15 protein-coding genes are annotated in these 20,091 nt (G+C 41.2%); 9 read left to right on the top strand and 6 right to left on the bottom strand.

Annotated features, from left to right (window positions below; all coding sequences use genetic code 11):
• Positions 1 to 7: 7 nt before the first annotated feature.
• From dltA to ACESR9_RS04770, 7 genes are all read left to right on the top strand, one after another.
• Positions 8 to 1,558: a D-alanine--poly(phosphoribitol) ligase subunit DltA gene (gene dltA, locus ACESR9_RS04800; protein ID WP_021154127.1), complete on the top strand. Its 1,551-nt coding sequence runs from the start codon at positions 8 to 10 to the stop codon at positions 1,556 to 1,558.
• On the top strand, positions 1,555 to 2,808 hold the full coding sequence (dltB, locus tag ACESR9_RS04795) for a D-alanyl-lipoteichoic acid biosynthesis protein DltB (protein ID WP_150906745.1): 1,254 nt from the start codon (positions 1,555 to 1,557) through the stop codon (positions 2,806 to 2,808). Before dltA ends, dltB begins: the two co-directional genes overlap by 4 nt.
• A 15-nt stretch (positions 2,809 to 2,823) precedes the next feature.
• On the top strand, positions 2,824 to 3,063 hold the full coding sequence (gene dltC / locus ACESR9_RS04790) for a D-alanine--poly(phosphoribitol) ligase subunit DltC (RefSeq protein WP_003002265.1): 240 nt from the start codon (positions 2,824 to 2,826) through the stop codon (positions 3,061 to 3,063).
• Positions 3,056 to 4,324 carry a D-alanyl-lipoteichoic acid biosynthesis protein DltD gene (dltD, locus tag ACESR9_RS04785; protein ID WP_049471789.1) on the top strand — a complete coding sequence of 423 codons (1,269 nt, stop codon included), beginning with the start codon at positions 3,056 to 3,058 and terminating at the stop codon, positions 4,322 to 4,324. The genes dltC and dltD overlap by 8 nt, the downstream gene beginning before the upstream one ends.
• 251 nt (positions 4,325 to 4,575) lie before the next feature.
• Positions 4,576 to 4,800 carry a hypothetical protein gene (locus ACESR9_RS04780; protein ID WP_003012817.1) on the top strand — a complete coding sequence of 75 codons (225 nt, stop codon included), beginning with the start codon at positions 4,576 to 4,578 and terminating at the stop codon, positions 4,798 to 4,800.
• A 97-nt stretch (positions 4,801 to 4,897) separates the two neighbouring features.
• Positions 4,898 to 6,652: an aspartate--tRNA ligase gene (gene aspS, locus ACESR9_RS04775; protein WP_373105823.1), complete on the top strand. Its 1,755-nt coding sequence runs from the start codon at positions 4,898 to 4,900 to the stop codon at positions 6,650 to 6,652.
• A 75-nt stretch (positions 6,653 to 6,727) separates the two neighbouring features.
• Entirely contained in the window at positions 6,728 to 7,669 is a 942-nt protein-coding gene (locus tag ACESR9_RS04770) for a YitT family protein (protein WP_003009152.1), read from the top strand.
• A 27-nt stretch (positions 7,670 to 7,696) separates the two neighbouring features.
• Here the strand turns inward: ACESR9_RS04770 and pulA are convergent, their stop codons facing one another.
• The 6 genes from pulA to ACESR9_RS04740 form a co-directional block, all read right to left on the bottom strand.
• Entirely contained in the window at positions 7,697 to 9,772 is a 2,076-nt protein-coding gene (pulA, locus tag ACESR9_RS04765; protein ID WP_373105822.1) for a type I pullulanase, read from the bottom strand.
• A gap of 8 nt (positions 9,773 to 9,780) precedes the next feature.
• A complete protein-coding gene (locus ACESR9_RS04760) occupies positions 9,781 to 10,764 on the bottom strand; it encodes a LacI family DNA-binding transcriptional regulator (RefSeq protein ID WP_013904333.1) in 984 nt (327 codons plus the stop codon).
• Positions 10,765 to 10,775: 11 nt separating this feature from the next.
• Entirely contained in the window at positions 10,776 to 11,588 is an 813-nt protein-coding gene (locus ACESR9_RS04755; protein ID WP_021154118.1) for a DUF1189 family protein, read from the bottom strand.
• 144 nt (positions 11,589 to 11,732) lie between these two features.
• The gene (locus ACESR9_RS04750; RefSeq protein ID WP_021154117.1) at positions 11,733 to 12,575 is read right to left on the bottom strand and encodes a sugar ABC transporter permease; all 843 of its coding nucleotides are present in this window, start codon (positions 12,573 to 12,575) and stop codon (positions 11,733 to 11,735) included.
• 1 nt (position 12,576) lies between these two features.
• A complete protein-coding gene (locus tag ACESR9_RS04745; protein WP_373105821.1) occupies positions 12,577 to 13,872 on the bottom strand; it encodes a sugar ABC transporter permease in 1,296 nt (431 codons plus the stop codon).
• A 127-nt stretch (positions 13,873 to 13,999) separates the two neighbouring features.
• Complete coding sequence (locus tag ACESR9_RS04740) at positions 14,000 to 15,256, bottom strand: extracellular solute-binding protein (RefSeq protein WP_373105819.1); 1,257 nt, start codon at positions 15,254 to 15,256, stop codon at positions 14,000 to 14,002.
• 446 nt (positions 15,257 to 15,702) lie between these two features.
• On the opposite strand from ACESR9_RS04740, the gene malQ reads away from it, so the two are divergent.
• Positions 15,703 to 17,232: a 4-alpha-glucanotransferase gene (malQ, locus tag ACESR9_RS04735; protein WP_049474154.1), complete on the top strand. Its 1,530-nt coding sequence runs from the start codon at positions 15,703 to 15,705 to the stop codon at positions 17,230 to 17,232.
• 43 nt (positions 17,233 to 17,275) lie between these two features.
• Positions 17,276 to 19,534, top strand: coding sequence for a glycogen/starch/alpha-glucan family phosphorylase (gene glgP, locus ACESR9_RS04730; protein ID WP_373105817.1), 2,259 nt, complete (start codon positions 17,276 to 17,278; stop codon positions 19,532 to 19,534).
• Positions 19,535 to 20,091: the final 557 nt, after the last annotated feature.

The raw sequence follows: 20,091 nt of genomic DNA, 5'->3' as shown, positions 1-20,091 counted from the left end.
CCTAGCCGTGTCAAACCAACCAATTACTGATATGATCGAGACAATTGAACGTTATGCGCAACTACAACCAGACTATCCTGTCTACAATGTCCTTGGTGAGGAGCATACCTATGGCCAATTGAAGGCTGATTCAGATAGCTTGGCTGCCCACATCGACCAAATGGGACTTCCTGAAAAGTCACCTGTAGTGGTCTTTGGTGGTCAAGAATATGAAATGTTAGCAACCTTTGTGGCCTTGACAAAATCTGGCCATGCCTATATCCCAATTGATAGCCACTCTGCCTTGGAGCGCGTGTCTGCCATTGTTGAAGTAGCAGAGCCAAGCTTGATTATTGCCATCAATGAATTTCCATTGGAAAACCCAGCTGCTCCAATCATGTCCTTGGAGCAAGTGCGTGAAGCTTATGCGGCTCAGCATGCCTATGACTTGAAACATCCGGTCAAAGGGGATGATAACTACTACATCATCTTTACCTCAGGGACAACTGGGAAGCCAAAAGGGGTGCAAATTTCGCACGATAACTTGCTCAGCTTTACCAACTGGATGATTACGGACAAGGAATTTGCAACGCCAGAGCGTCCGCAAATGTTGGCGCAACCGCCCTATTCCTTTGACTTGTCTGTCATGTACTGGGCACCGACCTTGGCTCTTGGAGGAACGCTTTTTGCTCTTCCATCAGCCATTACTCAAGACTTCAAACAACTCTTTGCGACCATCTTTTCTCTTCCGATTGCTATCTGGACTTCAACACCATCTTTCGCAGATATGGCTATGTTGTCTGAAGATTTCAATGCTGAAAAAATGCCAGGAATCACCCATTTCTACTTTGATGGGGAAGAGTTGACAGTCAAGACTGCTCAGAAATTGCGCGAGCGTTTCCCAAATGCACGCATCATCAATGCCTACGGCCCAACAGAAGCAACTGTAGCTCTTTCGGCTGTAGCCGTAACAGATGAGATGTTAGCTACTTTGAAACGTCTGCCAATTGGTTACACCAAAGAAGATTCTCCAACCTTCATCATTGATGAGGCAGGAAACAAATTGCCAAATGGTGAGCAAGGGGAGATCATCGTATCTGGCCCAGCTGTTTCAAAAGGTTATATGAATAATCCAGAGAAAACAGCAGAAGCCTTCTTCGAATTTGAAGGTCTTCCAGCCTACCATACGGGAGATGTCGGAACCATGACGGATGAAGGCCTCCTTCTCTACGGTGGACGGATGGACTTCCAAATCAAGTTTAACGGTTATCGTATCGAGCTAGAGGATGTCTCTCAAAACTTGAACAAATCGAAGTATATTGACTCAGCAGTTGCGGTACCGCGTTATAATAAAGATCACAAAGTTCAAAATCTCTTGGCCTATGTCATCTTAAAAGAGGGCGTCAAAGAACAATTTGAGCGCGAAATTGATATCACGAAAGCCATTAAGGAAGATTTAGAAAACATCATGATGTCTTATATGATGCCTTCAAAATTCCTCTATCGTGACAGCCTGCCATTAACACCAAACGGGAAAATCGACATCAAAGGGTTGATTAGCGAGGTTAATAACCGATGATCGAGTTTTTGAAACAGCTCCCTCATTTAGAACACTATGGAACACCGATCTATTTTATCTACCTCATTCTAGCTTTTTTGCCGATCTTTGTGGGCCTCTTTTTCAAAAAGAGATTTCCGGTATATGAAGGACTTGTGAGTCTGATCTTTATCATTTTGATGCTGACAGGTTCGAATCTCAAGCAAATTTATGCCCTGCTCTTTTACGTAGTCTGGCAAATCTTGATTGTGTATTCCTACAAAATCTATCGTCAGAAAGCGGACAACAAGTGGATTTTCTATCTTCATTCCTTCTTGTCTGTCTTGCCCCTGATCTTTGTTAAGGTAGAGCCAGCAATCAAGAATGGGCACCAATCCTTGTTTGGTTTTTTAGGGATTTCGTATTTAACCTTCCGAGCTGTCGGAATGATCATCGAAATGCGAGATGGTGTCTTGAAAGAATTCACACTTTGGGAATTCTTACGCTTTATGCTCTTTATGCCGACCTTCTCAAGTGGGCCGATTGATCGTTTCAAGCGTTTTAATGAGGATTATAAAACCATTCCTGAGCGTGAAGAATTATTGGATATGTTGGAGCAAGCTGTTAAGTATATCATGTATGGCTTCCTTTATAAATTTATCCTAGCTCATATTTTTGGCCACTTATTGTTAGGCCATGTGCAGACCTATGCCTTGTCTCAAGGTGGATTCTTCAATATCGGAACGCTGGGAGTCATGTATGTTTATGGCTTTGACCTCTTCTTTGACTTCGCGGGTTATTCGATGTTTGCTTTAGCAGCTTCTAATCTGATGGGGATTAAAAGTCCCATCAACTTTGATCGTCCTTTTAAATCACGTGACTTAAAGGAATTCTGGAATCGTTGGCATATGAGTTTATCTTTCTGGTTCCGTGATTTTGTCTTTATGCGTCTCGTGATGGTATTGATGCGTAATAAATTATTCAAGAGCCGAATTACCACTTCAAATGTTGCCTATATTATCAATATGTTGGTTATGGGCTTCTGGCACGGGGTGACCTGGTACTACATCGCTTATGGGCTCTTCCATGGGCTTGGACTGGTCATCAATGATGCTTGGATTCGCAAGAAAAAGACCATCAATAAAGAAAGAAAAGCAAAAGGATTGGATCCTATACCGGACAATCGTTGGACCAAAGCTTTAGGGATCTTTATCACCTTTAACACAGTGATGCTGTCCTTCCTGATTTTCTCAGGATTCTTGGATCAACAATGGTTTCCAAAATTGAAATAAAAGGAGAATAGAAAAATGGATGTAAAATCACAAGTAATTGAAATTATTGACGAATTGTTTATGGAAGATGTCTCAGACATGATGGATGAGGATCTCTTTGATGCGGGTGTCCTTGATAGTATGGGAACAGTCGAATTGATTGTGGAATTGGAAAATCGCTTTGGCATCCGTGTTCCTGTATCTGAATTTGGACGCGATGATTGGAATACTGCTAACAAGATCGTAGAAGGTGTAACGGAGCTTCAGAATGCTTAAGCGTTTGTGGCTGATTTTAGGGCCCGTATTTTGCGCGCTCCTCATGGTAGCAGCTTTATTATTCTTTTATCCAATCAATCATAAGCACAACTATACCGAAGAGAAAAAAGCTGCGGTTAGTTTGAATGCAGAAGGATTCAAGAGTCGTACAAAGAAACAAGAAGCACTTTCTGATCCACAGCATCGCTTTGTTCCTTATTTCGGCTCCAGTGAGTGGTTGCGTTTTGATGTGGTGCATCCAGCAGTTTTGGCTGAAAAATATGACCGCAATTACAGACCCTACTTTTTAGGAGAACGTGGTGCGGCTTCTTTGAACCAGTATTTTGGGATGCAACAGATTTTGCCAGAACTCAAGGACAATACAGCTGTTTATGTGGTTTCTCCGCAATGGTTCACCAAGAAGGGCTATGATTCCTCTGCCTTTCAACAATTCTTTAATAGCGATCAGTTGAATAGCTTTATTGCCAATCACCAACAGGATGCTGCATCCCAGTATGCTGCAAAGCGTCTGTTACAACAGTATCCAAATGTCGCCTTTCAAAGTGTTGTAACGAAAATTTCTCAAGGAAAGAAAATTTCCAGATTTGATCAGTCTTTGAACCAGTTTGTTTCCCACCTTGTCCAACGCGAAGATGCTTTGTTTAGTAATCTTGCAACGCGTACAAACGGGAATTACGATAAGAAGGTCAAAAAACGTCTACAAGATTTACCAGATCAATTCTCATATGAGAAATTGGAAGAAATTGCAACGGCTGAAGCAAAAGTCAAGACTAATAACAACGACCTTGGAATCAGCAATCATTTTTACAATACTCGTTTAAAAATGAAGTTGAAGAAACTAAAAGGTTTCCAAAAAAACGAATCCTATGTTCAATCTCCTGAGTACAATGACTTGCAATTGGTTCTAGACCAGTTTGCTAAATCTCGGACCAATGTTATCTTTGTCATTCCTCCAGTTAATGCCAAATGGATGAAATACACAGGCTTGAGCCAAGAAAAGTATGAACAGGCTGTTCAAAAGATTCGTTACCAATTGGAAAGTCAAGGATTCACCAATATTGCAGACTTTTCTAAAGATGGTGATCAGCCCTACTTTATGGAAGATACGATTCATATGGGATGGAATGGTTGGCTAGCCTTTGATAAAGCGGTCAATCCCTTTGTCACAAAGGCTGAAAAAGCACCAACTTACCATCTAAATGATCGCTTCTTCAGCAAAGACTGGGCCCAATATAAAGGGACACCAGACGAATTTAAATAATGCTTGATCAAAGGGGGCAGGATCAAATCCTGGCTCCTTGATTTGTGAGGAAAGTGACGAGAAAGTCACAAATAAGCAAGAGAGTTATCCACAGGCTGTGGGAAACTTGCTTGTAAATGGATGAAAGCAAGTCCTGATGCTGACGACGCTTCCTCTTTTGAGGGGGCAAAAGGTGAAAGTTATCCACATTTTTGTGGATAAGTGATAAAAAACAGTGGATAAGTCAGCTGGTTTGTGAAAAGGAGAATAGTGTGAAAAAAATTTGGTTTTACGCAATCGTTCAGGGAATTGTGATCTTTTTTATTGTGGGTGGCATGACCTATGTGCTTAGGGGAGATTTCTTTTTCCGCTACCTATCCCCTATTTTTGGAATAGCAGCAGCTGTCTTGCGATTTGGGACGGCGACTTTAATGAAGGTGCTAGCACCCACTCTCTACGATGATCCCAAAAAGAAAGAAGAGAGCCACGATAACTAAAGAAGTTGGTGACTGAAAAAGTTGAGCTAAAGGCCACTTTCTGCTGGTCTTTATGGTAAAATAGAAGGAAGAATATTAGTTTGGAGATTAATTAGAAATGAAACGTTCAATGTATGCTGGACGTGTTCGTGAAGAACACATTGGAACTCGTATTACCTTGAAAGGATGGGTTAGCCGTCGTCGTGACTTGGGTGGTTTGATCTTTATCGATCTACGCGACCGCGAAGGAATCATGCAATTGGTGATCAATCCAGAAACAGTTAGTGCAGAAGTGATGGCTACAGCCGAAAGCATCCGTAGTGAATATGTTGTAGAAGTGACAGGTCTTGTAGAAGCTCGTGAACAAGCTAATCCAAACTTGCCTACAGGAGCAGTAGAACTCAAGGTAGAAACTATTACGGTTCTCAATACCGCAAAAACAACACCATTTGAAATCAAGGACGGTATTGAAGCCAATGATGATACTCGTCTTCGTTACCGCTACTTAGACCTTCGTCGTCCTGAGATGTTGGAAAACCTCAAACTTCGTGCAAAAGTAACCCATTCAATCCGCAATTACTTGGATGAATTAGAATTTATTGATGTGGAAACACCGTTTCTTTCTAAGTCAACTCCAGAAGGAGCGCGTGACTATTTGGTTCCTTCCCGTGTCAATAAGGGGCATTTCTATGCCCTTCCACAAAGTCCTCAGATTACAAAACAATTGTTGATGAATGCTGGATTTGATCGCTATTATCAAATCGTGAAGTGTTTCCGTGATGAGGATTTACGGGGAGACCGTCAACCTGAGTTTACACAGGTCGACTTGGAAACTTCTTTCTTGAGTGATCAAGAAATCCAAGATATCACAGAAGGCTTAATTGCACGTGTCATGAAAGAAACCAAGGGAATTGAAGTAACACTCCCATTCCCACGGATGAATTATGATGATGCTATGGCCTTGTACGGTTCAGATAAACCAGATACACGTTTTGAAATGTTGCTCCAAGACTTGACAGAGCTTGTCAAGGGTGTAGACTTCAAAGTCTTCTCAGAAGCTCCAGCAGTTAAGGCGATTGTTGTCAAAGGTGCAGCGGATCATTACTCTCGTAAAGATATCGATAAATTGACAGAAGTTGCGAAGCAATACGGTGCAAAAGGTCTTGCTTGGGTGAAATATGCTGAGGGTGCTTTGAATGGTCCTGTTGCGAAGTTCTTGACAGACTTGACAAGTGACTTGACAGCTGCTTTACAGTTAGAAGACAAGGATCTAGTTCTCTTTGTAGCAGATACTCTTGAAGTAGCCAATGCAACGCTTGGTGCTTTGCGTGTTCGTCTTGCGAAAGAGCTTGACTTGATTGACAACAATCAATACAACTTCCTTTGGGTAGTGGATTGGCCAATGTTTGAATGGTCTGAAGAAGAAGGCCGTTATATGTCTGCTCACCATCCATTTACACTCCCACAAGCTGAAACAGAGCATGAATTGGAAGGAGATCTTTCAAAAGTTCGAGCAATTGCCTATGATATCGTCTTAAATGGCTATGAATTAGGTGGAGGAAGCCTACGGATTAATCATAAAGATTTACAAGAACGGATGTTTAAGGCACTTGGATTTACAAAAGAAGCTGCCAATGAACAATTTGGTTTCTTGTTGGAAGCAATGGATTATGGTTTCCCACCACATGGAGGATTGGCGATTGGTTTGGACCGCTTCGTGATGCTTCTTGCAGGTGAAGATAATATTCGGGAAGTCATTGCCTTTCCTAAGAATAACAAGGCGACAGATCCAATGACACAAGCTCCTTCTGTCGTTTCTGAAAAGCAATTGGATGAGTTAAATCTTCAAGTAGAAGTAGCAGAGCAAGAATAGGACAAGAGAGAAAAGGGAGAGTCTAGGAATCAGTTGCTCTAAGATTTTCCTTTTCTTCTAATCGATGGATTGAAAATGAAAAAAATTCGCTTTCATAAGCTATTTCGCTATCATGTGCGGCGACTAGCTTATAACATTAAATTATTGCGCGTGCTGAAGAGCATCTCCCGTGAGAAATACGATGAAAAAGTGTCAGCTTCCTTGCTGTATGGTTTTCTATCAGCGATTGCCGTCAACTTCTTCTTTCAACCAGGACATGTATACTCCAGCGGTGCAACAGGTCTAGCTCAGATTTTATCTGTTCTGAGCCAACGCTTTATTGGCTTTACGATTCCCGTTTCCTTAACCTTTTATGCCATCAATATCCCTTTGATGATTGTGGCTTGGTATCAAATTGGCCATAAATTTACCATCTTTACCTTTATTACGGTTTCGATGAGTTCCCTCTTTATTCAGTTCGTGCCAGTGATTACGTTGACCAACGATCCGATCATGAATGCCCTATTTGGTGGGGTTGTCATGGGAACAGGGATTGGTTTTGCTCTTCGGAACAACATTTCCAGTGGAGGAACGGATATTGTCAGTTTGACGATTCGAAAACGGACAGGAAAGAATGTCGGCAGTATCTCCTTTTTGGTCAATGGGACCATTATGTTGATCGCTGGTCTGACTTTTGGTTGGAAGTATGCTCTTTACTCTATGATTACCATCTTTGTATCGAGTCGAGTAACGGATGCTGTCTTTACCAAGCAAAAACGGATGCAGGCAATGATCGTAACGAGCCAGCCAGATGCCATTATTGAAAAGATTCATAAAAAATTGCATCGTGGAGCGACCATTATCCACAATGCAGAAGGAACCTATAACCATCAGGAAAAAGCAGTTCTGCTGACAGTTATTACGCGTGCAGAGTTTAATGAATTCAAATATATTATGAAAAAAGCTGATCCTCAGGCTTTTATCACCATTTCAGAAAACGTTCATATCATCGGACGCTTTGTGGAAACAGAAGAATAAAAATAAGGTCACCACATTGTGGTGACCTTATTTTGCTGATTTCGTTTCGTGGAGAAGAAGCCAACTATGGGCAGGAATAGAAAGTTCCTTTCCTTTAGGAATAGGGGTTTTTAGGTTGGCATGAGGATAGGCAAATAACAGCTGACTATCACTCGGATGTTGATAGGTCTGTTCTTGATCACCGATATTGACAAGAATCGTTATTTTTTCACGATCTTTCTCAATCGTGTAGATCAAATGATGATCAGACAACCATTTGACATCACAGTAGTCGCGAATCTCTTGCCCTTTTTTCAAACGAAGGAGTGGCTGTGATTTCCGATAAGCAATCAATTCTTCAAGAAAAGCAATTTCTTCTTGGCATTTTGGAAGGGATGTCCAGTCCAATTGGTTGAGACTATCTGGTAAGTTATAGGTGTTGTCTTCGAGCCCTTTTGTGCGATAAAATTCTTGACCAGCATGGATAAACGGCACTCCTTGAGCTAGTAACACTAAATGAAGAGCTAATCGTGAGAGAGCTTTTCGCTCCTCTAGACGAATCTCTTCTTTTTCAAGTTGGAAATAATCAAAAACAGTTGCATTATCGTGGCATTCGACGTACTGAATGGCTTGTTGAGGTTGGATGAAATGAGCAGGTCCTGCTTTCCCGACATTTGCTGTTAGGATATTAGAAAAATCATTGGCTGGATGTTGACTATCACAACGGTGACCGGCTAAGAGTGTTCTCTTGACCGTATCCCGGAAATTATCACTGAAAAAGCCAAAGGCTGGTAATCGTTTAGCGTTATACTGGTGAGCGAGCTGGTCTTCAGAGAGGCCTGTATCCATCTTCCACCCTTCCCCATAGAGATAGACGTTAGGATAGATTTCACGGAGCTCCTCTGCAATCTCTGTCATGGTTTGAATGTCTAAGATTCCCATCAAGTCAAAGCGAAAACCATCAAAACCGTAGAGGGAAACCCATTGCTTGAGGGATTGCTTGATATAGTGTCTTACCATGGAACGTTCACTTGCGACATCATTCCCACAGAAGGTTCCATTGGTCCGCTCTCCTTCTGCATTATAGCGGTAGAAATAACCGGGTACGATTTGTTCAAATGCATACTCATCGGCCTGGTAGACGTGATTGTAGACCACATCCATGATAACACTAAGATTAGATTGGTGATAGGTTGCAATAGCATCTTGGAGTTCCCAAATCCGTGCATAAGGATCGTTGGGGTCACTGGCATAACTACCTTCTGGAACATTGTATTGGACAGGATCATAACCCCAGTTGTAGGCTTTCCATTGATTCTCTTCATCAACACTACCGAAATCATAGACAGGAAGTAACTGTACATGGGTAATGCCAAGTTTTTGAAGGTAATCAAATCCAAGGATTTGACCATTGAGTTGAGGCGATTCTGTCAAGCCTTTAAACTTACCAGGGTGTTTAAAGCCGGCCTCTTTTTGGACAGAGAAGTCCCGAACGCTCATCTCGTAGATGATTGCTTCTGTCGGGTCTAGTTGACGAGCAGCACGTGTGATAGGACGTGTGATCTTCTTGCGGTCGACGACTAAGCTATCTCCAGAGTTGGCCAAAGAGGATAGAGCATAGGGATCGTGAATCCGACGTTCTAGGCCATTGACACGAAATTCATAGTGGTAGGCAGCTCCTTCCCAATCCCCTTTGAGCAAGAGTTTCCAGACACCGTTTTCTGTACGTGTCATCGGATAGATCTGATCTTCGATATGGAGACTCACATCTTGCGAAATCGGTGCCCAGAATTTAAATTGCGTCTGATTTGGTGTGTAAAAACTTCCTAAATCTTCTCCACTATAGGTGAAGGTTTGATCGAAAATGGGTTTGCGAACGATGTTTCGATAGTGGAGTATAGAAGAATTTCCAGTAGCATCGTAGATGGTGTACTCTTCTCCGAGTTCAAGTGGAATAGGGCTTAAGAAATAGTCTCCTGTGTCAGTCGCTCCACTTGACGTTTTGACAGGGATTAAGGCAAGATGACCTTGGTTCGTTTTCAAATAAAAAGGAAGGATATGCTCCTCTCCCTTTTGGATACGAATGAGGTCTTGGTCATCTAAATAAGCAGTAAATGTAGACATAAAGACTCCTAGAGTTTCGTAATGGTATGGTCAATCAATTGACGGTAGCAAACGGTTTTTCCTTCTTTGTGATCCTTGATAATTTGTAGAATTGTCCGAACAGACTCACGTCCGAGTTCCACTGCATTGATGTCAATATAGGCTTCAATATCGAGTCGTGGCTTAATCGAATCAAAGGAAATAATCGGGATTGTCAGCTGGTGTTCTAATAGGTATTGGCGCACCCCTTCAGCAACGAGAATATCGGTTGTCATGATGGCATCTAACTCTGCTAGGGGAAGGCTCTCCATCATTTGATAAGAATTGTCTTCCAACATAAAACCAAATGAGAAATGAACCAGTTTTTCATCGAGAGGAATCCCTGCTTTTTGGAGGGCTTCTTTATAACCTTCGTAGCGGTCTTGAGATACGAACAGTTCTTTGTTTCCCCCGATAAAAGCAATTTTTCGGTAGTTTTGTTGAATGAAATAATCCGTCGCATCAAATGCAGCCTTGATATTATCATTATCCACTAGCGATACAAAAGGTGAAGCTGCCTTTCCGAGAATGAGGAAGGGGAACTTGTCTTTGATCGCAAATTCAACGAGGGGATCATTCGGGTTGGAATAAAGGAAAATCAAACCATCTACACGATTTCCGTAGATGAGTTGTTTGAGGTTGTCGAGCCGCCGTTCTTCATTTTGCCCCGTACAGATTTGGATGGCATAATCATTGTCTGACGCGATCTGGGTAATCCCTCTTAAAACAGTTGGGAAGAAAGGATTCTGGTAGAAGACGTCACTGTCGATTGGTAGGACCAAAGCAATGACTTGACTAGATTGGCTGACAAGGCTGCGAGCATTAAGATTGGGATGGTAGTCCAATTCGACCATGGCCTCACGGACACGTTTTTTTGTTTCATCACTAATCGTGGATTTGTTTTGGATGACGCGCGTGACAGTTGAAGGCGCAACGCCAGCGAGTTTCGCCACATCTTTGATGGTAACACGCATGAGAAAACCTCCTAGCGGTGATAGTCTGGATCACGGAAGTGGGTCTTATAAAATACCATAGCAAGATAGAGTACAAATAAGACATTTTGGATCATGATCGTCGTAGTAAATACTTGATGGAATAGTAAACTGATGAAGACACTCAGTAAAATAGGGAGTCCCAAGCAATTCAGAATACAATTGAAACATTCCTTGAAAGTTTGTAGTGAAAAGAGTCGAGATTTTCGTGTCAAGTAGAGGAAGAAAGATGCCCCTACGATGAGAATCAAATAATTGACTGTCGATAAGAAGCCAGAGAAAATCACGAGAAAGAGACTGACAGGGAGTCGATTGTCGCGAAACCAATCGCTAGAGATAGCTTGAGTGAAGCTTTTTTTATCCCGAAGGCTCTCTTGATTAATAGCCTGGTATGAGACTGTAGCGAGTTCTTTATTCTCTTTTGAGATAATCAATTGTTTGCGATCAAAATGGAGTGTTAACTCCTTGCCTTCACTAGCCTTTGCCTCTTGGCCTAAGATAACCTGTCCTTTTGAAGTCTTGTGTACAGGGTTAGTCCCTGTATAGGTGAGCTCTTGGTCTTTGATCACGACGTGTTCTTGGATATCTTTCATAACGTCTGTTGATAAAGGATCAAACACATCGCTGACAAAGGTTGTCAAAGGATAGGTTTTGAGTTGAGCATTTTGCAGAGCCACAGGTAATAGTGTGATAGAGATTAGAAAGAAAGAAGTAAAAATCATTTGGAACCAGCTCAGTTTTTTGCGGTTTGCAAAAGAAGAGCGGAAATTGAAGATACTTGCGAAATAATTAAAAGGATAGGGCATAAGATGACCTTTCTAAATATAAGAGTATCAGAAATGCAAAGAGAAATCTCTTTGCATTGATTTTATTCTTAACGAAGGGTAGTAAAGCATCCACCATACTACCCTCAACTTAAAAATAAAATGTGCTTGAAATAAGATTCTATTTTATCCTTTATCTCCACCAGCTGTCAAGCCTGAAACAAAGTTCTTTTGTAGGAAGAAGAATAAGATACAGATTGGAACCGCGATCAAAATAGCACCGGCTGCAAAGAAGGCGATTTTTTGATTTTTTTGGTCACTGATAAAGGTTTGAAGACCAACGGCTACCGTATAGTTCACTTCGTCACGAAGCAAGAATTTAGACAAGATATAGTCTCCGAAAGGCCCCATGAAAGCCCAAAGTGCTTGAACGGCAATCATTGGACGAACAAGAGGAAGGACGATTTGCCAGAAGCGACGGAAGTGTCCAGCTCCATCCAATTTCGCAGATTCATCGAGGGAAATTGGAACAGTATCAAAGTATCCCTTCATCAACCAGGCATTCATTGGAATACCACCACCAACATAAAGGAAGATCAAAAACCAAGGTTGGTTCAAGGCATTCAGCATCAAAGCCATAACGAAGAAGGCTGTGAGGGCTGCCATGGTTGGGACCATTTGAATAATCAAGAAGAAGACCAAACTTTGTTTACGCGCCAAGAAATTGTAACGGCTGTATGCGTAACCTGCGAAGGTAACGATACTTGTTTGTACAATCATGGTGATAATGGCGATAACCAAGGTGTTCATATACCAAGTGCCATAATGGGTTTCAGAGAAAAGTTTTGAGAAGTTATCAAAACTAAGATTGCCACTAAAATCAAGTGTAAAGGCACTGACATTCCCTGATTTGAAGGCTGATAGAACCGTAATCAACAATGGATAAATGATAACGATTGAAAGAACCACCATGTACAGGTAAGTCAAGAAATGATTGAGGCGGCGTTTAAATTGAACTGAATTTTTCATTTTATACATCCTCCATATCAAATGCATGTAGTTTCTTGAAGGCAACCATAGAGATTGAGATCACAATCACAGAGATAATCAAGGTTACCGCTGCAGCCATTGAATATTGAGGAGAAGAATTGGTTGTCAACTTGTAGATCCATGAGATCAAGATATCTGTAGATCCGGCGTTTCCTCCGACAGAACCAGGTCCCCCATCGTTAAACAAGTAAATGATGGAGAAGTTATTAAAGTTGAAGGTATATTGACTGATCAAAGTTGGAGCTGCAACAGCCATAATCATTGGGAAAGTGATGCTGCGGAATTTTTGCCAACCGTTGGCACCATCAATATAAGCAGCTTCGTAAAGATCGTTTGGAATAGATTGAAGAATCCCTAAAGTCAAGACGTAGATGTAAGGGAAGCCGAGCCAACCTTGCATCATAATCAAAGCAATTTTTGTCCAGGTAGGATCTGTTTTCCAAGGAATCAAAACGCCATCTAAGAATGGGAAGATCTTCGCAAACAATGGGATAACTTGTGCATTGATGGCACCGACACTATCGTTAAACATATTTGAGAAAGTTAGGATAGTGATGAAGGCTGGAACAGCCCATGGGAGCAAGAAGATAACCCCAAAGATTCGTTTTCCTTTTACGAATGGTTGGTTTGCAACAATAGCGGTCAAGATACCGAGTACGATTTGAAGAGTAGAAGCTGCGAGCGCCCAAATCAAGGTCCAGCCAAGAACAGATGTAAAGGCTGAGCGGAAGGTACTCAAGGTCCACATATTAGTGAAGTTTTGGAACCCGATCCAATCAAGCAAGGTTGTTGGAGCGGTATGTTTGAAGTCGTAGTTGGTAAAGGCGATCATCAAAGTTACTAAAACTGGGAAGATAATCGCAAATGTCATAGCAATGTATGAAGGAATGATCAATAAATATGGGAAGCCATTTTCATAGATGGCTTGAACCATTTCTTTTCCAGTTTTTGGAACAGCGATGCCATTGTTGATACGTTTTGCAACGGTTCCAGCATCCTTAATATTTAAGGCATAAAATAGGAAATAAACAATGGTAATGATCAAGTGGAAGGCGCCACGAATCAAGATAAAGAGAGAATTATCTTGTCCACGGACGGTTCCAAGTGTAACCAATTTCGATAATTCTCCAGCTCCAATTCCTAGGAAATAGGCGAGAAAGAGAACAGTTACGGCAAGAAAAATATAGCCTTTGGTTTTTTGTTTATTATAAATTTGCCCAAGACCCGGGATCAAAGAGAGCCACATAGCCTTTTTAGGGTTTTGTTCTGTAGTCATTCAAATCTCCTTATAATGTCCTTGCTAGAGAGCAAGAAGACAAGTCAGACAGTAAGTTGTGCTTGAAAATTGAACATAAGAGGTTGGGACCTTGTCTCCAACCTCTTACTCACACCTAAAAACTGTCTTATTTGCTACCGAATTTTTGTTCGATGGTTTCTTTAATCAATTTCACTGCATCGTCAGCAGATGCTTTTGCAGATTTTTTACCACTTACAGCATCGAAAAGCATAGTAGCAGCTGGATCCCAAACAGCACTCATTTCTGAGATATTTGGCATTGGTTGAGCGTTCTTGAATTGATCAACAACGGCAGTTGTCAATTCATCGTTTTTGCTAACCGCATATTTACGAGCTTCTGTGTTGGCAGGAACTTCATTGGTCTTGTCAAACAAAGCTTTTTGTTGGTCAGTACTTGTCAAGAAGTCAATGAATTTTTGAGCGCCATCAAGGTTTTTCGCACCTGCAGGGATAACCCAAGCTTTACCACCACCAAAGGCAGAGTATTGTTTTCCGTTTGGAAGAGTTGGAATCGTTGCGACACCGTAGTTTACTTTAGCTTCTTTCAATGAAGCAGCTTTCCAAGGACCATCGATGATAGCAGCTGTTTTACCTTCTTGGAATTGTGTTTGGATGAAGTTAGCAGCAGCTTTTGTATCTTGCAAACCTTTTGGCCATTTAGCATACCAAGTTTTTGCATATTCGATACCATCGATAGAACCTTGGTTGTTCAATCCAATATCTTTAGGATCTGTACCGTCTTTACCAAATACATAACCGCCGTTACCTGAAAGTAAACCGTAAGTGTAGTAGAAGTTTGTCCAGTCAGCTAAGAAGGCAGTTGTTTTACCAGGTTCGCTAGCGAAGTCGTACTTGCTATCTTTTGCAAGATTTTCAAGATCACCAAATGTTTTTGGAGCTTCGCTTACAAGATCTTTGTTATAGTAGAGAACCAATGTTTCGATGACAGCAGGTGCACCGTAAACTTTACCACCGTTTGTTACAAGAGCTTCAGTTGTTTTATCTGTATGGCTATCTTTGTTTAATGTAACTTCAGCCAATTGACCATCGCTACCAAGACCACCTACACGGTCGTATGGAGCCATCATTACGTCTGGAGCTTTTTTAGATTGGTTATCAAGAGAAAGGTTATCCAATCCACCAAGAGCATCACCAGTCTTGATTTTAACTTTTACGCCATTTTCTTTTTCAAAAGCTTTTGCAGCTTCTTCAACATAAGATTTGTAGCCTTTGTCTACATAGACGTTGATTTCTTTACTTGCCTCAGAAGAACCTGAAGAGCTATTGCTACAAGCAGCAAGTAAGAAGCCGGCAAAACCAACTGTACCAAGTACAGCAGCACTACGTAAAATTGTACGTTTCATGATTTATTCCTCCTAAAGAATAAAAAAAGATAATAATTAGAAACCGTTTTAGACAAACGTTTTCCTAAAACGACTTAAGTATATCACAAGGCGAAAACGTTTGCAAGTGATTTTAAAAAAATTTTTAAAAAATATTTTAATTCTAAACTTTCTTCTATAAAAACCGCTAATTTATTGACATTGCTAATAATAAATACTAAACTAGTGCTAAGGGGCTTTTTTAAAAAAGATAAAAAGTTTTTTAAGAAACCCCTTGCAGAAAATATGGAAAAAGTTTATAATGACATGGTACGCAAACGTTTTCGCAAAAATTGCGTAAACTGAGTTGCGCCTGTTCGATTTTAACAAAGAGTAGAGCCGCTTGAGAGCTGGATACGACTCTGCAACGATACCCATACCGTGCACCGAATCGCAGGCTTCAAAGAAATAAAAAGAGGTGGTAACCCATGAAAAAACGTCAAAGTGGTGTTTTGATGCACATTTCTTCCCTTCCTGGACAATACGGAATCGGATCATTCGGACAATCAGCATATGATTTTGTTGATTTCCTCGTTCGGACCAAGCAACGTTACTGGCAAATCTTGCCGCTTGGTACAACTAGTTATGGAGATTCTCCATACCAATCTTTCTCAGCTTTTGCTGGGAACACTCATTTTATTGATTTCGATCTTTTGATCGAGCAAGGTTTGTTAACAGAAGCAGACCTTAAAGGAGTGGACTTTGGTCAAGATCCTACTCAAGTGGATTATGCAAAGGTTTTCGAACAACGTCGTCCCTTGCTTGAAAAAGCAGTTGCGAATTTCTTAAAATCAAGTGATCAAAAAGAATTCCAAGAATTTTGTGAAGCCAATGCTTCTTGGTTGGAGCTCTTCGCAGAATACATGGCTATTAAAGAACACTTTGATTTGAAAGCTTGGACAGAGTGGCCAGATGCAGCTATTCGTGCGCGTGAGCCAAAAGCTTTGGCTAAATACCGTGAAGAATTGGCTGATAAATTGACTTACCATCGTGTGACTCAATTCTTCTTCTTCCAACAATGGTTGGCCTTGAAAGCTTATGCTAACGACCACCACATTGAAATTGTGGGAGATATGCCAATCTATGTAGCAGAAGATTCAAGCGACATGTGGGCTAATCCTCATCTCTTCAAAACAGATGAAAACGGAAAAGCAACTTGCATTGCAGGATGCCCGCCAGATGAGTTCTCAGCAACTGGTCAACTTTGGGGGAACCCAATCTATGACTGGGAAGCAATGGACAAAGATGGCTACCAATGGTGGATTGAACGCTTGCGTGAAAGCTTCAAGATCTATGACATCGTTCGGATCGACCACTTCCGTGGTTTCGAATCATACTGGGAAATCCCTGCTGGTTCTGAAACTGCAGCACCAGGTAAATGGGTCAAAGGTCCTGGCTACAAACTCTTTGCAGCCGTGAAGGAAGAGCTCGGTGATTTGAACATCATCGCTGAGGACCTTGGCTTTATGACGGATGAAGTCATTGAGCTTCGCGAACGTACTGGCTTCCCAGGAATGAAGATTCTTCAATTCGCCTTCAATCCTGACGATGAAAGTATCGATAGCCCTCACTTGGCACCAAACAACTCTGTGATGTACACTGGAACACATGATAACAACACAGTTCTTGGATGGTACCGCAATGAAATCGACGATCCAACTCGTGAGTACCTTGCTCGTTATACCAACCGGAAAGAGTATGAATCTGTTCCACATGCTATGCTTCGTACCGTCTTTGCTTCCGTCAGCTTCATGGCGATTGCTACGATGCAAGACTTGCTTGAGTTGGATGGTTCAGCTCGGATGAACTTCCCATCAACTCTTGGTGGTAACTGGTCATGGCGGATGACAGCGGATCAATTGACTCCAGCTGTTGAGCAAGAATTGCTTGATTTCACAACGATCTATCGTCGTGAAAACAAAGATTTGAAAAAAGAAGTTAAGAAAGCAGAAAAATAATCTTTCCCTATTAAAATTGTTGAAACAAAGGAGACTTTAAAACATGGAATCATTACAAAAATATGTGATTGATCATCACCAAAAAACAATTGCAGAATGTTCAAATGAAGAATTGTACATTGCTTTGCTTAATTACACCAAGCAAGCAAGCGCTCAAAAGAAATTAAATACTGGTAAGAAAAAAGTTTACTATATCTCAGCTGAGTTCTTGATCGGTAAACTCTTGTCTAACAACTTGATCAACTTGGGTCTTTACGACGATGTTAAAAAAGAATTGTCAGATGCTGGTAAAGACTTGATCGAAGTAGAAGAAGTGGAATTGGAACCATCACTTGGTAACGGTGGTTTGGGACGTTTGGCGGCCTGCTTTATCGACTCTATCTCAAGCCTTGGTTTGACAGGGGATGGGGTTGGTTTGAACTACCACTTTGGTTTGTTCCAACAAGTATTTAAAAACAACCAACAAGAAACAATTCCAAACGCATGGTTGACTGACCAAAGCTGGCTCGTTCGTTCAAGTCGTAGCTACAAAGTGCCATTTGCACACTTCACATTGACTTCTACCCTTTATGATATCGACGTCCCTGGTTACAAGATTGATACCAAGAACCGTTTGCGTTTGTTCGACTTGGATTCAGTTGATTCATCTATTATTGAAGATGGTATTAACTTTGACAAGACAGATATCGCTCGTAACTTGACCCTCTTCTTGTACCCAGATGATAGTAACCGTCAAGGGGAATTGCTCCGTATCTTCCAACAATACTTCATGGTATCAAATGGTGCACAATTGATCATCGACGAAGCCATCGAAAAAGGAAGCAACTTGCATGACCTTGCTGACTATGCTGTTGTCCAAATCAACGATACTCACCCATCAATGGTCATCCCTGAATTGATCCGTCTTTTGACAGAACGTGGTATTGGAATGGATGAAGCTATCTCTATCGTTCGTAGCATGACGGCCTACACTAACCACACAATCCTTGCAGAAGCCCTTGAAAAATGGCCACTTGAATTCTTGCAAGAAGTGGTTCCTCACTTGGTTCCAATCATTGAAGAATTGGACCGCCGTGTTCGCGCTGAATACAAAGATCCAGCTGTTCAAATCATCGATGAGAATGATCGCGTACACATGGCACACATGGATATCCACTATGGATTTAGCGTAAACGGGGTAGCAGCACTTCACACAGAAATCTTGAAGAATTCTGAGTTGAAAGCCTTTTACGACATTTACCCTGAAAAATTCAACAACAAAACAAACGGTATCACTTTCCGTCGTTGGCTCATGCATGCTAACCCAACCTTGTCACACTACTTGGATGATATACTCGGACGTGACTGGCACCATGACGCATCTAAATTGGAAGACCTTCTTTCTTATGAAGATAAAGATGCAGTCAAAGCAAAATTGGAAAACATCAAGTCTCACAACAAACGCAAATTGGCTCGTTTCTTGAAAGACCATCAAGGTGTGGAAATCAATCCAAATTCTATCTTTGATACCCAAATCAAACGTCTTCACGAATACAAACGTCAACAAATGAACGCTTTGTATGTAATCCACAAATACTTGGACATCAAAGCTGGAAATATCCCTGCTCGTCCAATCACTGTTCTCTTTGGTGGTAAAGCAGCTCCTGCCTACACCATTGCACAAGATATCATCCACTTGATCCTTTGCTTGACAGAAGTGATTGCAAACGATCCAGCGGTAGCTCCACACTTGCAAGTTGTTATGGTAGAAAACTACAACGTAACTGCTGCAAGCTACTTGATCCCAGCTAGCGATATTTCTGAGCAAATCTCTCTTGCTTCGAAAGAAGCTTCAGGTACTGGTAACATGAAATTCATGTTGAATGGTGCATTGACACTTGGTACGATGGATGGAGCCAACGTGGAAATCGCTGAATTGGTTGGACGTGACAACATCTACATCTTCGGTGAAGATTCAGAAACTGTTATCGATCTTTATGCCAAATCAGCATACAAATCAGCAGATTTCTATGAACGTGAAGCCATCAAACCATTGGTAGACTTCATTATCAGCGATGCCGTTCTTGCAGTTGGGAACAAAGAACGCTTGACTCGTCTTCACAATGAATTGATCAACAAAGACTGGTTCATGACTCTTCTTGACTTGGAAGACTACATTGTAACCAAAGAACGCATGTTGGCTGACTACGAAGACCGTGATGCATGGTTGGATCAAGTCATCGTTAACATTGCGAAAGCAGGATTCTTCTCATCTGACCGTACGATCGCTCAGTACAACGAAGATATCTGGCACTTAAACTAATTACTAGTTATTAGACCAAGGTTCTTAGGACCCTGGTCTTTTTTTATAGAATTGGGGGAGGAAATTGGAAAGGACTAGAGATTGGGAGGAGCGTAGCTACAGATGGTGCATGAGTGTGGGAGGAGATTTTCTTTCAATTTGCCCTTGATTTTCATGTTGCTTTCTGAGACAAAGTGAAGGGGACATCGAAAAAAAACGATGTGCTCGTTTTTCGAAATAAAAGGGAATAACCGCCCTCAAAAAATAGCTCTAACTAAGGTCTAGGTAAGGGGTTTCAAGCAATGGCTGATTCCTTAAAATTTGTTGTTTTTTTGAATTTTTCCGATATGGCGGGGAAAATATTACATAATTTTTCATTTCAAACTTCAAATCTAATCTATTGGTATAAAAAGATACTTCCCCTTAAAAAGCCTTTCGGTGAAATTTATAAAAAGAGAAAGTGGCTTGAAAACCTTTGAAAATAAAGGTTTTTTCAAGTCTATTTACATATATTTTCAACCAAAAGATGAAGAAGAACTTGAAAGTTTGGCGTTTCAAGTTGTTATATATTTAAAGTA

The sequence above is a fragment of the Streptococcus parasanguinis genome (genome assembly GCF_964238605.1).
GTDB lineage: Bacteria > Bacillota > Bacilli > Lactobacillales > Streptococcaceae > Streptococcus > Streptococcus parasanguinis_AJ.
Note: the sequence above shows the minus strand (reverse complement) of the source record. Positions and strands in the feature narration are given on the sequence as shown.

Coding starts and splice junctions, on each gene's coding strand:
- aspS (WP_373105823.1), top strand. CDS start 4,898: ATGAAACGTTCAATGTATGCTGGACGTGTTCGTGAAGAACACATTGGA.
- dltC (WP_003002265.1), top strand. CDS start 2,824: ATGGATGTAAAATCACAAGTAATTGAAATTATTGACGAATTGTTTATG.
- dltB (WP_150906745.1), top strand. CDS start 1,555: ATGATCGAGTTTTTGAAACAGCTCCCTCATTTAGAACACTATGGAACA.
- malQ (WP_049474154.1), top strand. CDS start 15,703: ATGAAAAAACGTCAAAGTGGTGTTTTGATGCACATTTCTTCCCTTCCT.
- pulA (WP_373105822.1), bottom strand. CDS start 9,772: ATGTCTACATTTACTGCTTATTTAGATGACCAAGACCTCATTCGTATC.
- ACESR9_RS04750 (WP_021154117.1), bottom strand. CDS start 12,575: ATGAAAAATTCAGTTCAATTTAAACGCCGCCTCAATCATTTCTTGACT.
- ACESR9_RS04745 (WP_373105821.1), bottom strand. CDS start 13,872: ATGACTACAGAACAAAACCCTAAAAAGGCTATGTGGCTCTCTTTGATC.
- ACESR9_RS04740 (WP_373105819.1), bottom strand. CDS start 15,256: ATGAAACGTACAATTTTACGTAGTGCTGCTGTACTTGGTACAGTTGGT.
- glgP (WP_373105817.1), top strand. CDS start 17,276: ATGGAATCATTACAAAAATATGTGATTGATCATCACCAAAAAACAATT.
- dltD (WP_049471789.1), top strand. CDS start 3,056: ATGCTTAAGCGTTTGTGGCTGATTTTAGGGCCCGTATTTTGCGCGCTC.
- ACESR9_RS04755 (WP_021154118.1), bottom strand. CDS start 11,588: ATGCCCTATCCTTTTAATTATTTCGCAAGTATCTTCAATTTCCGCTCT.
- ACESR9_RS04760 (WP_013904333.1), bottom strand. CDS start 10,764: ATGCGTGTTACCATCAAAGATGTGGCGAAACTCGCTGGCGTTGCGCCT.
- ACESR9_RS04770 (WP_003009152.1), top strand. CDS start 6,728: ATGAAAAAAATTCGCTTTCATAAGCTATTTCGCTATCATGTGCGGCGA.